This is a genomic window from Rothia dentocariosa ATCC 17931 (assembly GCF_000164695.2).
In the GTDB taxonomy this organism is placed as follows: domain Bacteria; phylum Actinomycetota; class Actinomycetes; order Actinomycetales; family Micrococcaceae; genus Rothia; species Rothia dentocariosa.
Genome location: NC_014643.1, coordinates 86,965 through 106,139 on the forward strand (window position 1 = coordinate 86,965; position 19,175 = coordinate 106,139).

The window sequence follows — 19,175 nt, forward strand, 5'->3', positions numbered from 1 at the left end:
GCTCATGACAGGTTGATGACCGGTAAGATGGAAGTACGTGTGGGTTTATTCCTCCCACGCCGTGGATAATCACCGCGCGGCATATGCGAAAGAATGGGAGTCTTCCTTTGAGTAATATCACGAATGCTGACCGTCCGTTTGGTTCTCGGCGCATCCGACGTGCCCTCAGCGTAGGTGCTTTAGCTTTTGGCACCACTATGCTTTCCGTCGCGCTACCGGCGGCGGGCTCTTCGTTCTTGACACCCGGTATCAGTACCGCGCAAGCCCAAACTCCCATGACTATCACAGGTAGAGTACAAGACACGACTAATGTCTTGGGCGATACCTCAGAACTTAACTCTAAAATCAGCGAACTCTCTAAAAACCACAATATTGATCTGCATGTGCTGACTATTGATAAGTTTGAGAGCCCTGAAGAGGCTAAAGCGTGGACTGAAGAGACAGCGAAAAAGAACAGCTACGGTAATGCGGATGCCATTCTTGTCATAGCGACAGAAAGCCGCCGTGCTTACTTCGCTGCTGGAAGTAATAAGCCGCTCAGTTCTGATCAGCAGTCGGAGGTGTACCAAAAATACATCAAGCCAAAACTGCAAAGCGGGGATTATAAAGGTGCAGCTCTTGAGGCGGTCAACGGTATTAACGCCCAAAAAGGGGGCATTAGCCCCGCTGTCGCTATAGGCGGCGGCGCCATAGGCGTAGCGGGTGTAGCGGGCGCTGGGTACTACATTATGAAACGCCGTCGCTCCAAAAACGAGCCGGGAAGTACACCCGCATATTCAGCGTCTAAAGTACCTGAAGTCTCGTTGGAGGAGCTGCGTACTCGCGCTGGTGCCGCGCTTGTTCAGGCAGATAATTCTATGGTGCAGTCGAAGCAGGAACTTGAATTTGCCCGCGCCCAATACGGTAATGAACATGTCAAGCCTTTTGAAGAGGAACTAACGCGCGCCCAAGAGCTCATGCAGGCATCATTCCATCGCCAGAAACTTCTCAACGATGATGTTCCGGACACCGTTGCGGAACAGCGCGCTTGGTTGAGCGAAATTATCGATAATTCTCAGGAGATTTCTGATATTTCCCGAGATCAGGCGCAGAAGCTCTCTGAAATGCGCAATCTTGAGCACGAAGCTCCACAGGCTATTGCTAGGCTCCAGGGGCGTATACCGGAACTTCAGCAGATAGTCGAAACCGCGCAGCATACATACGCGCGACTCAAGGACCAGTACTTGCCGAGTGCGTTAGAACCGATCAATAAATCTGCAGCTCTGTTGGATTCACACCAAAGCCTGGTGGCTCAGGAACTTCAGGAGGCATCTCGTCTAGTGGATGTTTCCCGGTCTGAAGCTGTTGTACACCTGCGCAACGCCGAAGAATCTGCGGCTCAGATTACCTCGCTGGCAGAAGCAGTCAGCAATCACGCCTCAGCTTTGGAATCTGCGCAGTCCAGCCTTAGCACCGACATTTTGAGTATTCAACGTGACGTGGCTGAGGCTAAGAGCCTCGCGGAGTCTCAGAACCGTGCCGAACTCGCCGCGACGGCAGCCGGTATGGAGGCTATTCTTGGGCAGGTTTCACAACAGGCACAAGAACGTCCGAATGATCCTATTGCCCTCACGGAGCAACTGCATCAGCTCACAAGCGAGCTGAATCGTTCCATGTCATCGCTTCGCGCCGACCGTGAGCGTGAGCAGGCGGCTAAAGAAAGTCTGTCTCGTACCTTACGTTCTGCAGAGGCTCAGGTACGCAGTGCATCGGACTTCATTAACAACCGTCGACGCGGTGTCGGTTCACAAGCTCGTACCTACCTATCGGAGGCGCAAACTGCCCTGAGCGATGCACATCGTTTGCGGGAGTCCGACCCGGTAAATTCGCTCAACAGGGCATATGAAGCTATTTCTTTGGCGAGCGATGCGCAGAACTCCGCAAATCAGGATGTCAACAACTACTGGGATGATAACCGTTATGGTCAAAGCTACGGCGGCGATTCCCTAGCGCAAGGCATGCTCTTAGGTGCTATTTTTAGCGCGATGGGCTCACACTCTGCTTCAGCATCCACCGGTCATCACTGGGGCGGCGGTGACTCCGGTGGAGGCTGGGACTTCGGAGGCGGTGGCGGCGACTTCGGCGGTGGAGACGGCGGCAGCTTCTAACCTACAAGAACATAGGTGTGTCAGAAGCGTGTTAGGGTTCTCGTTAACCTCATGTTCTTGTACTCGTCACCTTATAGGCGATATTTTCCCAGTAATTTTTCAGGCTGACCCACGATAATAAGAAAAGTTGCGGCGCTGTACGTGCGAATAAGCTCCTTCCCGGTGCCGCGTGAAAGAAAAGGATATAACATGGTAAAACAGTCCATTTTCGGTCGTATCGCACAGCTAGCAAAGGCTAATATTAACGCCCTCATTGATGCGGCAGAAGACCCGCAGAAAATGTTAGATCAGATGGTTCGTGACTATACAAATAACATTGTAGAAGCAGAAGCAGCTGTGGCTCAGACTATTGGTAACCTGCGTCTTCTGGAGCAGGATCATGCCGAAGACCTGCGCGACGCCGATGAGTGGGGTTCTAAGGCTCTGGCTGCCTCCAATAAAGCCGATGAGTTCCGTGCTGCCGGCGACACCGCTAACGCGGATAAGTTCGATAATCTCGCAAAGATTGCTCTGGGCAAGCAGATGCAGGCTGAACGTGAGGCAAAGGCCGCAGAACCGCAGATCGCATCGCAGACCCAGGTGGTGGAGCAGCTCAAAGACGGTCTCACCAAGATGCGTGCAAAGCTGGATGAGCTTAAGTCCAAACGCGATGAGCTTAACGCCCGCCAGAAGACCGCTGCCGCTCAGTCTCAGGTAAATGATGCGCTCAAGGCATTCGATGTTATGGATCCCACGAGCGAGGTCTCGCGCTTTGAAGAGAAGGTTCGCCGCGAAGAGGCTCGCGTGCAGGGTCAGCAGGAACTTGCAGCTTCTTCTCTGGACGCTCAGTTCAATGACCTTGAAGAGCTTGGTCGTCAGTCTGAACTTGATGCGCGTCTTGCGGCTCTCAAGAACAAGAACGCATAGTCTTAGCCTGATCGCCTGTTAGATTACGCAGATGCTCCCCAACTTTAGGTTGGGGAGCATCTGCGTTTTACGTTCTATGCTGAAAACCTGTTTTTAGAGTTTAGAGGCACGGTACAGGAACGCCGCCATAGCCTCACGTGAGGTAGCTTCGCCAGGTCGGAAAGTGCCGTCAGGCCAACCAGTAGTAATACCCTGATCTGCCATCCATGAGATTTCCTTATAGAACATAGTAGAGGGGTTTACATCAGCAAACTGCTGTGCACCCGGTGCATATGCGGGAGAACCGTTGAAACGGTAGAAAAACGCTGCCAGTGCCTCACGGCTGATAGTATCATGTGGGCGGAAGGTACCATCGGACCATCCGGTCGTAATTCCCTGCTGTTTAAGCCACACGATTTCCTTATATGCCGGGTGGTTCGGCGTAACATCTGGGAACGGAGAAGTCGCGGGAAGCTCCACGGCAGGGCTACCCGCAAGACGGTAGAGATACGTTGCCACCTGGGCACGATTTACAGCGCTGTACGGACGGAAAGTGCGATCGGCAAAACCGGTCATAATGCGGCGATCCGAGTTCCAACTAATCTCTGTGTAGAACGGATTCGTGGTCGGAAGGTCGCTGTACCCTGCGCCAAAACGGTGACCGCCTGTATCGAGGGATTGCGCCATGATGAGCGGCAGGTCATAATCTTGGTGGCTAAAACCTGGGATCAGTTTCATCTGGGTATTGGTAAAGCCGCTGTTACGGTACGCAGCGTAGCCCTGTTCAACAGCCCCTCGGGCGCTCCACGTTGGAGGGTTCGTTGTACCAGAAGTATCGGCGGCGCCAACCCACCAGTACATAGGCTGGTTCTTAATGTTCTGCGGCGCCTCGGTCTGCATGCGCTCATAACCGCCGCCCGCAACGAGGATAGAACCGCCGCCAGAGCGCCATGTGCCCTGACGATCCGCATTCAGCTCATAAGTGATGAACTCGGCGCCTCCGGAGTAACCCATCGTCCACACCTGTGAGGGGTCGATGCCGTTACTCGAAATAAATTGCTGCGCAAAGGAGCGGAAATAGTCGCCGTTGGCGTCAAGGTTTTCCCACCAGGTAATGCCGTTGCCGGATGCATTTTTATCTGGAGACACGACGGGTACAAAAACCATGTTGCGGGCATTTGCGATACGGCCCATAGCGGGGAGCATGCCCTGCTCAGGGCTGTGAATCTTAGACTGGTCGTTACGCCAATAGTCGCCGTCAATGTAGAAGACTACGCCCACGGGTTTTGACCAGTCAATACCGTTTGCATACACGTGGTACTGAGAGTTAAGGCCGTTCGGGGCGGTGTAGCTGCGGTATGTGCCGGATGCGATGGTTGCATGGGCGGGTGCAGTAAGGGTAGCGCCCACAATAGCGGGTACGGTAAGTGCGGCCAGGGTTCCGGCACGCATCTTTCTGATGCGGGTCATAGTAAGTCCTCGGTTCTCGATTTTCTTGTCGCTATGTGCTGAATAATGTGCGCTGAATTCAGCCGCTATGTTTGTGTTGTGAGTGATAGACTCCGGTAGGGCTAATTTCGCCTACGGAGCAGTGATAATCTGCTGGGACTTGAGATTAGTCCCCTCAGATTTGGGAGCTTTACGAAGTCTGCAATAGCGGAGTAAAGCATTCAATAGAGTTAAATTACCAGTTAAATAATATTAAATAAAAACATAGGTTAAATTTTCGGTATAGTATGCCGATCAAGAGGTTCTTAAGAATTGACGTTTGGCAAGAACATACATGAGAGACAATGTGCACCTACCGCCACAGCAGAATCGCACCATATCGCGGTTTGTAGCTTTTTCTAATTCTCAATAGATTTTTAAAGTAAAGATGTCCTGCTTCTATTCTTATACCATTGCGATAATAGTCACATGGTTATAGAGAATCTACCTCTGGGACGCCCTGAAGGGTTCGCCCAGAAGCTCACGGAAAAATATTTATTCTTTCGTGAGCCCCTGAGTTTTACATGTTGGGCCAGGTCGGGTGCAACCGACCCTCACTATCCCCCACCCCCACATCATCCAAATGCCACCGCTGACCCGTATACACATCCACCTTACGCAACTGCGGATTCGGATTCCCCACATCAGGCTCCTCCTCATGACCCGGACACCCCTTCGCACCCGGATCCTCAGCACAAGTCTTACCCACCGAATGCACCTCAGACTCCCACACCCGCACCAGCACCGGATCACTAATACGAGACACCTCGGTTCCGAAAAACTGCCACGGCCCACCATCAATACTGTACTGACCCGCATACGTCACCGTGACGTACGCATGAAAATTCCCCACCTGCGGATACGCATAACTCGTCGACGTCTCATGTAAGGGTTGACCAGAATACTGTGAAGACACCGGGTTACCAGCACTATGTGTTTTTAGGTCGTGTCCGTCTCCATACTCATACCGGTACGCCACCGGTACCGCCCGAATCCTAGTGCGTCCAATCGGTAAGTCCCCTTCAAAAATATTAGAACTGCCTTCTAGGGTGGTGTAGAAGTTCGTTTCCTCACCCTTACTCGTATGTGGTGGATGCGCACTATCCAGGGTCAGGTGCGGGTGCGCCGGGATCAGCTCCAGCAAATGGGTGCGCATCTCGGTGATAATCCGCTCATACTCACCCTGAGCTTGCTGTGCTGCTTCCGGGTCGTTCAGGGTGCAGGTATCACCGAACAGATGATTCGTAATCGTCTCCCCAACAGGTTTAGCCTGACCATCATCAGTAAATTCTTTATACTGACCCACACGCCCATCCCGACTAACACAGTACGAACCATCATTGGCAACATCAAAGCTAAACGACTTATTAGCACCACTTTTATCCTGAGCGAACCCAAGATTCCCATGATGATGCTCCCCATACCACCTCCTATAAGCCTCTTGCCGTGCCCGTATTTCGTCCAGTGTTTCTGGTGAGCTCTCTATATTGGGAGAACTTTGATTTTGAGAGTTATCGGGATCTTTCCTCTCAGATTGACGCAGCTGAGTCTCTGTTTGCTGCATACATTGAAAACTGTCAGAGGTATTCACGCATGATATAGAAAGAGCACTGGGAACATAATATAGCGGCGAAAGTATCAGACAGGCAGAAAGTCCACCAGAAAAGTACTTCTTCATTCTCATAATTACTTATTTCCCTGCACATTTAGAAAACGAGTGCCATCGATAAACCAGCGATTCCCATCATGGTGAAGGGTCATCATGTACCAGTTATTCTCATAGTCATCGTTATATACCTTGTTGACTCTTCCATCAGCCGCTATATAGATCCGATAAGGCCAGAGCAGAAGATATTTCCATTCGTATTTTCCATTGCCCTGGTTAATAGGTTCGCCATGAAACTCATACTGATGAAGATCACCACCTACAATCCACCCTCCATCTTTATAGAACCTCGAAGTATTTTGATAGAGCTCTAGCTCATCAGTGTACTGTTTATCTACAAACTTCATGGCATCTTTGAAGTCCCCGGTCTGAAGCCCATAGTTACGCCATTCCGTCCACGCCTGCACCGTCTTACGCATCCCCTCTAAGGAAGCATTCGTATACCCCTCCTCCGTCTTGGGCTTCGGAACATTCTGCGCAGGACCATAAAAATCCGCAGGGCGATACTCCCCTTCCGGAGCTTTCGATTTCCCCGAATAATGCGGCGATGTGCTCAACGACGGCGAGGGGCTATCACTGGATGAAGCAGAGGCAACGGCAGTCGCAGAAGAGGAAGAACTAGGACTCTCAGTAGCCATTCCAGCAGGTTTCGCACCCTCCCCACACGCAGATAGCAACACAGCAAACCCAGAAACGCCCAAAACGCTCATAAGGGCACGACGAGACAAAACAGGGGTACGAGTATTCATCGGTGAACACATCCTCAAAAAGTGGCTGGGTGAATAAAATACGGAAACACGATTCGCCCGTACACACTCCTACTGGCTTATGTATTTCAGGTTTCCAGCGGCGGAACCCCAGAGTAAGCCCTGAGTGAGAGTGGCGAGAATTTATCGCTTAGTAGCTACTCTACGATGATTCAAAATATTTAGCGATTCACCCGCGACATATATAACCATTTATTAATAAATAACCTCGGCATGTTTACCTTATGCGATTAAAGAAAGCAGAGTATCAGCTTTACCTTTAAACAGCATCCGCCTACGTTCTGTTCTTGTATAAAGAAAAGTTCTAGGGTTCATGCAGCCCCCCCCTGTTGCTACAGGGCGTTCTAAAGCGACGAAATACCAGGTAAGCCCGCGACTACATGAAATGGAAATAGGGTAGAAAGGCTTTGCACTAACCCCAAACTTAGATATGGACAAGTATGCCTTTTATCTCAGCGCTGTATCCGGTTTCGGAAATGTAAGCTATCTCATTCTGTGGAGGTATTGCTTTAGAGTCTACTCGAAGGCTTAGAGTGACACTACAGATAGCGCTTCACAGCTGTCGCAACTTGCTAGCAGGAGGTTTGTAACGGTAAGGATTAACCAGCTGTGATGCCATCCATATTTCAACTACCTGAGGAGGATACATGCAGTACGTAACTCTCAATAATGGCGTGAAGATGCCTCAGCTTGGGCTCGGCGTTTTATACATTGATGATCTCACCGAATGCGAGCGCGTTGTGTCCGAGGCATTGGAGGTAGGGTATCGTCTGATTGATACGGCTGCTGGTTACCAAAATGAGCAAGCTGTCGGGGCAGCTATCGAGGCAAGTGGTCTTGATCGTGAGGATATCTTCGTAACCTCTAAGCTGTGGGTGCCAGATTACTCTTATGAGGGCGCCAAGCGAGGGTTTGAGGAGTCGCGCCGGAGGCTAGGAGTAGATTATCTCGACCTGTATCTTATCCATCTACCTTTGAATAACTATTTCGGCGCATGGCGGGCATTAGAAGAGCTCTATCAGGCAGGTCACGCGCGTGCAATTGGTGTGAGCAATTTTGATTCGGTGCGTATAGCCGATATTTCACACTTCAGCGAGGTCACCCCGGCCGTTAATCAGATTGAGATTAACCCGTTCCACCAGCGTGTTGATGAAATCTCCTATATGAAGGGGAAAGGTATCCAGCCGGAAGCATGGGCTCCCTTTGCCGAAGGCGCGAACGATATTTTCAGTAACCCGATACTTTTAGAAATTGGAGAAAAATACGGTAAGTCTCCTGCCCAAATAATTCTACGGTGGCAGATGCAGGAAGGGGTTGTTGCTATTCCGAAAAGTGTGCGACGGGAACGTATGGAGCAAAACTTTGACATCTTCGATTTTGCGTTGACCGTCGAAGACATGGCTTCAGTTAAAACGTTAAATACCGATCAGTCATTAATCTTTGATCCTCGTAAGGTTGAGCATGTAGAAGGGTTACTCACGCGCTTTAATTTATAGTCCGCTGGAGCCTATGCGAGGCTATGAACTTATATGAGTATCTCGCAATACCCCATGATTTACTTTGGTTGTGAAGGCTCAGAAATCAGCGTTTGGTTCGCGGATTTTCCTGGCAGCTACAGATATAACTAGGCACAGCACATTGAATCAGCAATACAAAAATAAAAACTCCCGAAATCATAATTATGACTTCGGGAGTATTCCGTTGCGGGGGCAGGATTTGAACCTGCGACCTCCGGGTTATGAGCCCGGCGAGCTACCGAACTGCTCCACCCCGCGGCGACTCATACAACTATACATACCGCTCTGCAACATCTCAACTTGAAGCTATCTGCTGAGATAAACACCACAGAAAAACCCAAAACTGGATGTCTGAACGCCCCTTATTGCTCTCATAGACAGCCCGAATCAATAATTTAAGATGACGAAACGGGGCGCCACCCGAATGTGATGGCACCCCGCTATGACCGTCAGACCGCAAGCACTACTACATCTTATTTAGAGGTAGCTTCCCCAGAAGGACTCTGCGATGCTGAGGATGAACCGCTCGGCTGCTGCTCACTTCCCTGCTGATCGCCGCCCTGTTTCTGATCCTGCTGTTGTTTATTTTCGGCTTCAATAGCCTTCTGCAAAGAATCGTTCAGACGCTTCTGGGCCTCACCATATGCTGCCCAATCGCCCTTCTTGAGAGCGGCATCCGAATCCTGCATAGCCTTGGATGCATCCGCCAGATGCTGTTTCAGGCTAGCGGACTGGTCTGAGCCAGAGGCTCCAGAAGAGCTGGACGAAGATCCAGAGGTCTTCTCCCCATTGCCTTCAGTGCCGGCTCCTGACGGTCCCGACTGAGCATCTATCTTGGCACCGGAAGAACCGTTGAAGACCTGGTTGAGGGCTTCCTCCAGTGTGGGGGCAAACCCGACCTTGTCACCGAAGCTGACTAGCACTCGCTGCAAACGCGGATACCGTGCGTCGCCGCTAGACTGCACGTAGACCGGCTGAACATACAGGATGCCGCCCGCCACCGGCAGAGTAAGCATATTGCCGTTAATGACCTCGGAGGACCCGCGCCGCAGGAGGTTCAGCTGGTTCGAGACCTCAGCATCAGAGTTGAAGATATTCTGCGCCTGGCCAGGTCCCGGAACCACCGATGAACGCGGCAGTTCGAGCAGTCGCAGCTTACCGTAATCCGCGCTGCGTTCGCCGTCCTTGCCGGTACCGGCGTCACCATTTGCAGCGAGGAATCCGTACATCACGTTACGCGAGTTTGAATCACTCTGCTGAGGAATAAAGGTCGACGTCAGCGAGAAATGAGCCTTCCTATCCCCAGGCATCTGGAGCGAGAGGTAATAAGGCGGAATCTGGCGACCGCTATCATTCGTAGGGTCGTTTGGAATCGACCAGACGTCATCGCCCGCGTAGAGGCTGTTCGAGTTCGTCACATGATACTTATTCAGCATCGAGCGCTGAATAGTAAACATATCCGAGGGGTAGCGCACATGGTTAAGAAGCTCGGCGCTCATCTCTTTATAGCTCTTCACGGTTCCGGGGAATACGCCCTGCCATGCCTTCAAAATAGGATCATTTTCATCCCATGCATAAAGGGTGACCGAACCGTCGTAGGCATCCACGGTGGCTTTCACCGAGTTGCGAATGTAGTTCATCGAATTCGTGCGCGGATTCTGATTATTCTCCTGGCTTACACCCTGCGCATATGGGAACTGGTTTGTGGTCGTATAAGCATCCACAATCCACTGCACCCGGTTATTGATAATAGCGGGGTACGCTTTGGAATCCACCTTCAAATACGGCGCAGCCTTCTGAACGCGATCTACCGGGTTACGTTCGTACAGGATCTGCGAACCATCACGAACCGCATCCGAAAGCAAAATATCGGATGACTGGAACTTAATCGCATAAGAGAGACGGTTCAGCGTGGAATCCAACCGGGGACCGCCGTTGCCGTTGAATGTGTATTTTGCATCCGAAGAATTCGTTTCATCGGCGGACTGCGGACGGTCGAGTTCCAGCTGATCACCGCTGCCGCCCACAATGGAATACTGCGGAGAGCTCATACCGAAGTAAATACGAGGCTCATAGTTTTCAGAAATAACGCCATTCGCCTTGATACCGGACTGCATGAACTTGGGGTTACCCGCACCGTCAACCTGGTTACCGTAAGCTGCAATCACGCCGTACCCGTGAGTGTACACCACGTGGCGGTTATACCAGGAATCATCCGAAGTCTGGGAAGGATTCAGCTCACGGGCGGCAATCACCGTGTCCTGAGTCTTATTGTCTACGGAATAACGGTCCACCGAGAGATTCGAGTCGAACCGATAGTATGGACGGAACTGCTGCATCTGCGCGAATGCTGAGCTTACCACGTTCGGGTCCAAAAGACGGATGTTCGCAATAGTCTCACTAGAGTTCCCCAAAGCGCCTTGACGAGTATCGATCGTGGCGTCATAGGGAGTAGTCTCTACCTTATCGAGACCGTAGGCGTACCGTGTGGCGTCGATATTGCGTTGGATAAACTGCGACTGTGCAGCCTGTTCATTCGGCACAACTTGGAAACGCTGTACGATCCAGGGGTACAGCCCGCCAGCGACGAGAGCTACAACCACCAGCATCGCGGTTCCCACTAGAGGCAAACGCCAACGATGCGCGGAAGCCGTAGCCAAGAACAACACAGCCACCAGAACTGCGGAAATCGCCAAAATAGAACGTACGGGAATAATAGCGTTCGTATCGGTGTACATAGCACCGGCCCAGCGCCCCGACTGCTGCTGAACTGCGGTGTACCGTTCCAGCCAGAACGCAGCACCGCGCACCAGAAGGAAGGCGCATGCCAAAACCGCAGCATGACGGCGGAACGCGGCGGAAGTTCCTACACCGCCTGGGCGAACCTTAATACCACCGTAGAAGTAGTGCATAATAGCACCGCCAATAGCGCAGAGCACGATAACAGCGGTCAAAAGATTAACCACTAGGTTCAGGAACGGAAGAGTGAAAACGAAGAATCCAACATCCAACCCAAATTCGGGGTCTTGAACGCCGAAGTCCTGACGGTTCAAGAAAAGCGCCACGGTTTGCCACTGGCTAATTCCGGCACTCCCAATAAAGAACCCTAAAGCAATTGGAAGAATCACCAAGAGAATCTTGCGGATGCGCTCCATACCCCGGCGGTACCGCGCCATACTATCGGTGAAATCACGCCCGCCAAACATGTCACGCAGAAGGTCTTCGGCTTCCGTATGCTCATGCTCGGTCGTATGGCGCTCATGCGGACCGGATTTAGAGGTCTCGTGATGCGCCTGCTCCTCGGATTTATCCGCGTTTTTGGCGTCTTTCTTCGCCTGAGAATCATCGTGGTCAGCATGTTTGATGGCATAAGACATCGAAGCCCAGAACGGCACCGCTACAACGAGTGCGGTTACCACAAAGATAGAGCTCTGAAGCAAGATTTCGGTGGTGAAGACACTGCCAAAACCAAGCTGATTGAACCATAGCCAATCCGTATACACCTGTGTGGCATATACAAACGCCATAATCAAGACTATGACCACCGCGATGGTAATACCCAAAGGACCCGGATAGCGCCGCTTTTTCTTTTTCTGGTCTGCTCCCGCGCGACGGGGAGGCTGAGGAGGTTGATGTTCGTTATCAGATGCCGTCACGGATTCCTCACTTCGTTGGTGGCTGGAACATAGTTAATAAACATTATCTCAAATGTGGCACTCTGACACAGACAGGAGCGTAGGCAAACACGCGGAGAAATACCGTATGTTTGCCTATAACCTGATGTGCACGCCTAGATTGCCGAAAACCTTTTACCCGCAGGTGGGGAACTGATCGGGGGCGGCTCCGTTCTTAATCTTGGTGAGGGCATCCACGGCCTCATCAACGTTATCGACCGGGATTACCTGCATATCACCTGCTGGTGTTTCCCCACGATAGTATTTGAAAACATTGGGGTCGGTTCTGCGGATTTCTTGAAGATCGTCACAGTTTTCGCGCGGTGCCAAAAAGTAGTGGGCACCGTGGCGTCCGGAAGCGATAATCTTATATTTAATGCCGCCGATGGCACCGACTTTACCGCTGGCATCTATGGTGCCGGTACCGGCTACATAGCTTCGGGCTGATTCTTCGTTTCCTGCGTCTTCGGGGGCAAGCAGGCTTTGCTCGGTGAGCTTATCGATGGTACCTAGGGTGAGCATGAGACCCGCGCTGGGGCCGCCAACACCGTCAAGGTTGTAGGTTGCCTCAAAGGGAAGATCAAAGTCCTGTTTGAGCACAATTCCGACAAGCCAGCGCCCCGATTTATCGTCACGCCGCGGTGTGAGAGTAATATTCTGGTTCTCGCCGTTCCGGCTGATTTCGAAGGTGACGGGTCGTCCTTCTGAGGCCTGCACGGTTCCGGTAACATCTTTGAGAGTATTGATCTGTTTATCCCCCACTTTGAGGATGCGGTCCCCACCCTGCACCTGCCCCTCAGCGGGTGATCCGGAGGCGGTTTGGAGAACACTGATTTTCTCGGTCACCGGCAGTTTAAGGTAACGCGCCGCAGCAACTTTCGCCTGGGTTTGAGAATCCGCCATTTGTGCGCTGCTGACCTGGTTAGCTTGCTGGTGGGTAACGTGCGGATAAGTAATTTCGGAGGGAACCACAAGGTAACGGTTGCCGTCCGTAGCCAACCAGCTGTAGAACGCATCCGCTCCGGGGAGAACGGTGTAGGGTCCGCCGGAGACAGATACTGTGGTCATATTCAATTTCCCGGTGGTGGGATAGGTTTGCGTGCCGTTGATCTGGATAATATCTTGATCCTGGTATTGCCCGAGAATATCGAAGAGAGGTCCGGGCCCTTCTTTGCTATATGAGCTGGGCAGCACGAAAGCACCGAGCATCAGCAAACAGGTTGCGGAAGCAGTTAGAAAGCGCAGATTCAGGGAACGTCGTTCTGATAATGGAAGAGATTCATCGCTCTGCTGATGGGATTTTCTCAAGAAAAATGCACGCTTAGCCATGCTTCTTAGAGTACCCGATATTTTTGTTGGGAACACCACATGATGGGTCGGGGTACACTGCGGCGTCAGTATTGTACGCCGCCGAGGTCATAGTATGGGCTGTGCCTAGAGCGAATACCGCGAAATCACGGCAAACTCACAGGTTTACCAGGTACCCTTTACTAGACGGGTAGGGGCAGACTGTGCCCGCCCTCAATACTGAAAGGTATGTGACATGGCTGAGAACCCCACCAACGATAATTCAAATGACCGCGATCCCCTTGAGGAGTTCCTGAAAAAGATGCAGGAACAGGGTTTTGATCCTAACGCCGAGCAGAACGGCAACGGCACAGCGGATAACCCGTTTGCTTTTCTGAACGGAAATATAAACCCTGAAGATATGAACGCTATGGGTATGTCTTTTGATCCCTCTATGCTCCAGGGTATTTTTGCGCAGGTACAGTCAATGTTTACTGCTGGGGCTAGTGAAAACGGGATTAACTGGCAGGGTGTGAAAGACCAGGCTCGTCAGCTCTTAGCGACCACCGGGGAGGATCCCGCCATCACCGAGTCCTTGAGGGCGGCCACGCGCGATGCCTCTAACCTCGCCGATCTGTGGTTGGACAGCGTCACCATTTTTGAGCGTCACAATATTCCTGTTGAGGCCTGGTCCAAGGCTGAATGGCTCGATTCTTCCTTCGAATCTTGGCGTGATATGGTACAGCCCGTAGCGGCTGAGGTAACTCAGGCGATGGTGCTCCCCTCCACCGAAGATGTTCCCGAAGAGCTGGCCCAGCTTTTGGGCGGCACCGGATTCTTGAACAATATTGGTTCCATGATTTTTGGGGCCCAGATGGCGCAGGCACTGACCGAGCTTGCCGGTGAGGTATATTCTTCTACCGATATTGGATTCCCCCTCGCGCCAGGGCGCAGTGCGCTCTTGCCCGCCGGTTACACTCAGCTTGCTGAAGATATTGAGGTGCCTGCACAGGAAATTCTGCTGTACCTGGCGGTGCGTGAGGCAGCGCTGATTCGTCTGCACCGCACAAACCCGTGGCTGCGTGAAGATATTTTGGAGCTGGTAAGCCGTTATGCTCGTGGTATCCGTGTGGATATGAATCGTATTCAGGATGCCGCATCCCAGGTAGATTTGAGCAACCCCGAGGCCGTACAGGATGCCTTCGACGGCGGCTTGTTCAACCCGCAGCGTACGGAAGACCAAGAACTTGCAGTTGAGCGCCTGGAAGCTCTTCTTGCCCTAGTAGAGGGCTGGGTATCGCTGGTAGCTGAGCAGGCAACCCAAAACCTGCCCACAGCCCCGCAGCTGGCGGAAACACTGGTGCGGCGTCGTATCGAAGGCGGCCCGACCGAGCGCGTGTTCGAGACTCTGGTCGGTTTAGAGATTCGCCCTCGCCTGGTGCGTGAGGCGCAGAATTTCTGGCGCACCTATGAAGAGAAGCACGGATATGAGGCCCGTGATGAACTGTGGGCAGCGCCGGAGACTCTGCCGACCGCCGCTGAGCTTGAAGACCCCGATGCCTATGAAGCACGCCAGGATGAGTTCAAGGTTGAGGATATTGACTTTGACACCGAGCTGCAGAAACTTCTGGACGGTGGTTTTGATGAAGGCGAGTCCGACGGCGGTGAATCTTCCACCGGCGACGAACCTAATACATAACACGCCACGCTTCGTAATCGCACATTAGACACTGTGGGCGATTGAGGGATGCGCACCGCATCTCATGCGTGATACCAGCCGATGAAATGCTCTGTGGGTTCCGAAGGTTTTCTGCCTTCGGGACCCACATTTGTTGTGGATCATCGCGGTTCTTAGTTGGTGGCTTGCGCGCGTATAAATTCCATACCCGCCAAGAATGCCCGTGCTTTATCAAGGTTAGGGAACCGGGCTTCTAGAGTGCGAAAACGGGCGTTATGGTGAAGTTCCACGAAGTGACAAAGTTCGTGGTAGATCACGGAGTCCACCACGTATTCGGGGGCTCCCTGAAGATCATCGGAAATACGGATGGTGCCCTGAGTCGGTGTGGTGGATCCCCACCGTTTACGTTGATTCGAGACCCAGCGGATAGAATCGGGAAACTTCTCGGGCGCGAGCTCGGGCAGATGATCCGCTGTCAGAGCACGAGCACGTTCCGTTAAATAATCGTCAGAAGTGAAAGTGCGGCGGCGCCGGGCGCTCTCCCGTTGTTTCCGTTGCACACGGGGAATCAGATTTTCCAGATATTCGCGGATTTGCGCATCCGTACTTGCGCCGGGAACCAACAGGCGAATACTCCCGTCTTTCTGCGGCTGGGCGCTGACGGTTCTGCGGCGACGAGACGAACGCACCACCAGGATTTCCGGGGTGGATGCGGTCGCCGGAATAACTTCGTGGTGCTGTCGGACTTTCTGTCGTGCCATCATATGTTGCCCTATCTGAGCGTTAGGTACGGTGTCTTATGAATGTAATTCTCCGCGAGTGCGCAGGTATTATTTAGCTGTGTCGGGCGGATTGACGGGACGGGTCAATATCATCCAGAAAACGGGAACGACGGCGTTTTCCCCGCCCACCGGTGGTCCGTGAATCCGACCATGTGAACCACAGGTATTTGCGGGCACGTGTGATCCCCACATAAAGCAGGCGGCGTTCTTCATCGATTTCGTCAGAGGTTTGAGCGAAGGTAATGGGCATAAGCCCCTCGTTTAAACCGCAGAGGAAGACCGCATCCCATTCCAAGCCCTTCGCAGAGTGCAAAGAGGCTAACGTGACGCCTTCCATGACGGGAGCATCCTGGGTGGCAAGACGGTGCGCAAGCGTTGCAACGACATCGTGTACCGTGAGCCGATGCGGAACGGGAGCCCCCGCTGCCTCCGCTTGAGCGATGTCTTCGATGCGGGTAGCTTCCAGATGATCAACCATCGAGACGATCGCGGCAAGAGACTCCCATTTTTGGCGTACAGCGCCAGCGGACTGGGGCGCTTTTTCGGTGTATCCCAAAGGTTCCAGCACTTCACGCACATAACGGGGAACGTTCTCGGAACCGTCCGTTGATTTTGCCGACGCTCGCAGGGCAAGCATCGCTTGCTTGACCTCAGGACGATCGAAGAATTGCTCAGCTCCGCGTAACTGATACGGAATACCGCGATCGGCGAGCGCCGCCTCCAGAAGCCCGGACTGCCCGTTAGTGCGGAAAAGCACCGCGATTTCTGATGCCGGAACGCCATCTTTTTCGAGGAGATCCTGGATTTGTTCGGCAATGCCTTCGGCTTCACGTTCGTCATCCGTATATCCGAACCATTGGCTTTCAACTCCCGGTCCGCGCTGGGAAACGAGTTTGAGCGGGGGTGCCCAGGAGAATTCGGTGGAGTCCGGGCGCGGTCGCCGTGCCGCTAGGAGTCGGTTTGCCAGTTCGACCACTTGGCTGTGCGAGCGGTAATCTCGGGTGAGCCGTACCGTGTGTGCGCCTCGGTACCGTCGCGGAAATTCCAGAAGGTGCCGACTGGTGGCGCCGGTAAACGAGTATATGGTCTGCGAGGCATCGCCCACGACGCATAAATCATCGCGCTCCCCCAGCCAGGCGTCGAGAAGGCGCTGTTGGAGGGGCGAAACATCCTGATATTCGTCTACCACGAAATGACGGTATTGTTCGCGGATGGTGGCGGCGAGCGCATCGTCATCTTCGATGATGCCAACGGTCAGGAGCAGAACATCTTCAAAGTCGATGAGGTTCCTTTCGTCTTTGAGGTCTTCGTAGGCGCGGAAGAGCCGCACCATGTTCTGCGGGGTTATTCCGGAGGGCAGGTTGCGCTGGTGCAGATGCGGCGTGAGGGTGTCGGGAGTGAACAGGCTGACTTTTGCCCACTCGATTTCTGCCGCAATGTCGCGTACAAGTGCCCGGTCGACGCTCATGCGCAGGCGCTGGGCGGCTTCGGTGATTAAACCGGCTTTATGTTTGACGATATCGGGGAATGAACCGCCGATAGCGCTGGGCCAAAAATACCTGAGTTGGCGCAGCGCTGCGGAGTGAAAGGTTCGGGTTTGGACTCCTACGGCGCCGAGGGATCGCAGCCGAAGGCGCATTTCTTCTGCCGCGCGGGTGGTGAAGGTGAGAGCCATAACGCGTTGGGGAACGTATTTTCCGCAGGCGATTCCGTAGGCGATGCGGTGGGTGATAGCGCGGGTTTTGCCGGTTCCGGCGCCTGCAAGTACGCGCATCGCGCCGTTGAGTTCGGAGGCGACCCGGCGTTGGTCTTCGTCGAGACCCGCGAGGATATCTTCGGGGGAAAGCTGGGGCGCAGCGTGATTTTGTTGGGGGGCTGCTGGTGGGGGTGCGGGTCGTGCCGGTACCTGTGGAGTTTGAGTGTGAGTCGGGGATGATTTTTGGGCGGGTATGCCGAAGAGAGCTTGCTGTTTGGATGCTCCGGCGCCCTGTGCTGGCATAACGCCCCTCTCCTGGTGCTCTGCGGGTGTTCACACGCTGGTTACTATTGTACCTTTACCTTAGGTGGGGTCTGTCTGCGGCGGTTAGTATAAGCATGCCCAAGGTAGGGGTATCTTTATTCCGTGTTTATTGCTGCGTGACCCGAGTTTTCAAGGGATCGTACGCGAAAATGTGTGCGAGGGGCGAACGTGCCGAACCTCATGAGGCTCATTTGATACTCTAAGAGGGTGACTTTAACGCCTCTTCAGCTTGCCGCCATTGTGTCAGCGGGTGTGCCGGGAATTTACCCTGTGGGCGCATCCGCCGTTCTTGACGACACCGCCGATTTTGACTCAGCTATTATTGTGGATTCGACCAATCGTCGCTGGCGTGTACGTGCTCCTCGTCGCCCCGATGCCAGCATGCGGCTTGAGGCGGAGCACCTTATTCTTCAGTCTTTTACCCCCGGTCTGCGTGCTCGCCTGCCTTTTCAGGTGCCGACTGTGGTGGGTACTGTGCCCTATCAGGACGGCAGCGTTTTCATCTACACGCATATTCCCGGTACCTCTTATGAGGTTGATGATCTTGCGGCGCAGAATGGGCATACGGCAGAAGGTCAAGATAGCCTAGCTGTTTCTCTCGGTAAAATTTTGGCGACTCTGCACACGATGCCGCACGATCTGGTGTTTGAGGCGGGCCTGCCCTCGTATAATTCTGAGGAGATTCGCCGCCGCCGCAGTGTTGAGCTTGAGCGTGTGGCGCAAACCGGCAAGATTCCTGCGGATCTGTTAGCACATTGGCGTTCGGTGCTCTCCCCCGGCCCCACGTGGCAGTTCCAGGCTCACGTGATTCATGGTGATATGAACTCCGATAACCTGGTGCTTGACGGCGCGAAGATTGTTGAGGTGACCGGTTGGTCTGATGTTCAGGTGGGAGATCCTGCCCAAGATTTTGCGTGGCTGTTCTCCTGCTCCGATCAGGGCTTTACCGACAGCGTATTGGATGCTTACCAGCGGCAGATGCGCCCCGAACCGGATGAGCATTTGATTCAGCGGGCGCATTTCTATGCGGAATTTGCTATTGCTCAGTGGTTGGCGCACGGTGCTGAGATCGGCGATGACGATATTGTGCAGCATGCCGTCGCCATGCTTTTGGATGTGCAGGATGGTCTGCGCGCGACCGGCGGGTTACTCGGGCAAGAAGAGGAAGAAGATATTCCACAGGTTATTGACGACGAAGACTAGAGTAAAAACGGATAGATTTAAAGGCTGAGACGTCACCCTGTTGGGTGGTGTCTCAGCCTTT

Annotated in this window: 12 protein-coding genes and 1 tRNA gene; 5 read left to right on the forward strand and 8 right to left on the reverse strand. The window is 53.1% G+C overall.

What is annotated here, in order from left to right; genetic code table 11:
• The first annotated feature begins 107 nt into the window (after positions 1–107).
• Positions 108–2,147: a TPM domain-containing protein gene (locus HMPREF0733_RS00390; RefSeq protein ID WP_244864753.1), complete on the forward strand. Its 2,040-nt coding sequence runs from the start codon at positions 108–110 to the stop codon at positions 2,145–2,147.
• Between the two features lie 189 nt (positions 2,148–2,336).
• Positions 2,337–3,053: a PspA/IM30 family protein gene (locus HMPREF0733_RS00395; protein WP_013397437.1), complete on the forward strand. Its 717-nt coding sequence runs from the start codon at positions 2,337–2,339 to the stop codon at positions 3,051–3,053.
• 93 nt (positions 3,054–3,146) lie between these two features.
• On the opposite strand, the gene HMPREF0733_RS00400 is transcribed toward HMPREF0733_RS00395, so the two are convergent.
• The 3 genes from HMPREF0733_RS00400 to HMPREF0733_RS00410 all read right to left on the reverse strand — a co-directional run bounded on the left by HMPREF0733_RS00400 (position 3,147) and on the right by HMPREF0733_RS00410 (position 6,935).
• A complete protein-coding gene (locus HMPREF0733_RS00400) occupies positions 3,147–4,502 on the reverse strand; it encodes an S-layer homology domain-containing protein (protein ID WP_013397438.1) in 1,356 nt (451 codons plus the stop codon).
• 538 nt (positions 4,503–5,040) lie between these two features.
• Entirely contained in the window at positions 5,041–6,084 is a 1,044-nt protein-coding gene (locus HMPREF0733_RS00405) for a hypothetical protein (RefSeq protein WP_013397439.1), read from the reverse strand.
• A gap of 122 nt (positions 6,085–6,206) precedes the next feature.
• Complete coding sequence (locus HMPREF0733_RS00410) at positions 6,207–6,935, reverse strand: DUF6318 family protein (protein ID WP_013397440.1); 729 nt, start codon at positions 6,933–6,935, stop codon at positions 6,207–6,209.
• 665 nt (positions 6,936–7,600) lie between these two features.
• On the opposite strand from HMPREF0733_RS00410, the gene HMPREF0733_RS00415 reads away from it, so the two are divergent.
• Positions 7,601–8,449 (forward strand): aldo/keto reductase, encoded by an 849-nt coding sequence (locus HMPREF0733_RS00415; RefSeq protein WP_004005070.1) that lies wholly within the window; start codon positions 7,601–7,603, stop codon positions 8,447–8,449.
• A 205-nt stretch (positions 8,450–8,654) separates the two neighbouring features.
• Here HMPREF0733_RS00415 and HMPREF0733_RS00420 read toward each other — a convergent pair.
• The 3 genes from HMPREF0733_RS00420 to HMPREF0733_RS00430 all read right to left on the reverse strand — a co-directional run bounded on the left by HMPREF0733_RS00420 (position 8,655) and on the right by HMPREF0733_RS00430 (position 13,473).
• Positions 8,655–8,728, reverse strand: a tRNA-Met gene (locus tag HMPREF0733_RS00420).
• A gap of 215 nt (positions 8,729–8,943) precedes the next feature.
• On the reverse strand, positions 8,944–12,126 hold the full coding sequence (locus HMPREF0733_RS00425) for a UPF0182 family membrane protein (protein ID WP_013397441.1): 3,183 nt from the start codon (positions 12,124–12,126) through the stop codon (positions 8,944–8,946).
• Between the two features lie 153 nt (positions 12,127–12,279).
• Positions 12,280–13,473 (reverse strand): YlbL family protein, encoded by a 1,194-nt coding sequence (locus HMPREF0733_RS00430; protein ID WP_013397442.1) that lies wholly within the window; start codon positions 13,471–13,473, stop codon positions 12,280–12,282.
• 214 nt (positions 13,474–13,687) lie between these two features.
• Here HMPREF0733_RS00430 and HMPREF0733_RS00435 point away from each other — a divergent pair, with 214 nt between their 5' ends.
• A complete protein-coding gene (locus tag HMPREF0733_RS00435; RefSeq protein ID WP_013397443.1) occupies positions 13,688–15,130 on the forward strand; it encodes a zinc-dependent metalloprotease in 1,443 nt (480 codons plus the stop codon).
• A gap of 152 nt (positions 15,131–15,282) precedes the next feature.
• On the opposite strand, the gene HMPREF0733_RS00440 is transcribed toward HMPREF0733_RS00435, so the two are convergent.
• Together HMPREF0733_RS00440 and HMPREF0733_RS00445 are read right to left on the reverse strand one after the other, a co-directional pair.
• Positions 15,283–15,873 carry a M48 metallopeptidase family protein gene (locus tag HMPREF0733_RS00440; protein WP_013397444.1) on the reverse strand — a complete coding sequence of 197 codons (591 nt, stop codon included), beginning with the start codon at positions 15,871–15,873 and terminating at the stop codon, positions 15,283–15,285.
• 70 nt (positions 15,874–15,943) lie between these two features.
• Complete coding sequence (locus HMPREF0733_RS00445; RefSeq protein WP_013397445.1) at positions 15,944–17,890, reverse strand: ATP-dependent helicase; 1,947 nt, start codon at positions 17,888–17,890, stop codon at positions 15,944–15,946.
• Between the two features lie 228 nt (positions 17,891–18,118).
• Here HMPREF0733_RS00445 and HMPREF0733_RS00450 point away from each other — a divergent pair, with 228 nt between their 5' ends.
• A complete protein-coding gene (locus HMPREF0733_RS00450; protein WP_013397446.1) occupies positions 18,119–19,114 on the forward strand; it encodes a macrolide 2'-phosphotransferase in 996 nt (331 codons plus the stop codon).
• The last annotated feature ends 61 nt before the right edge of the window (positions 19,115–19,175 follow it).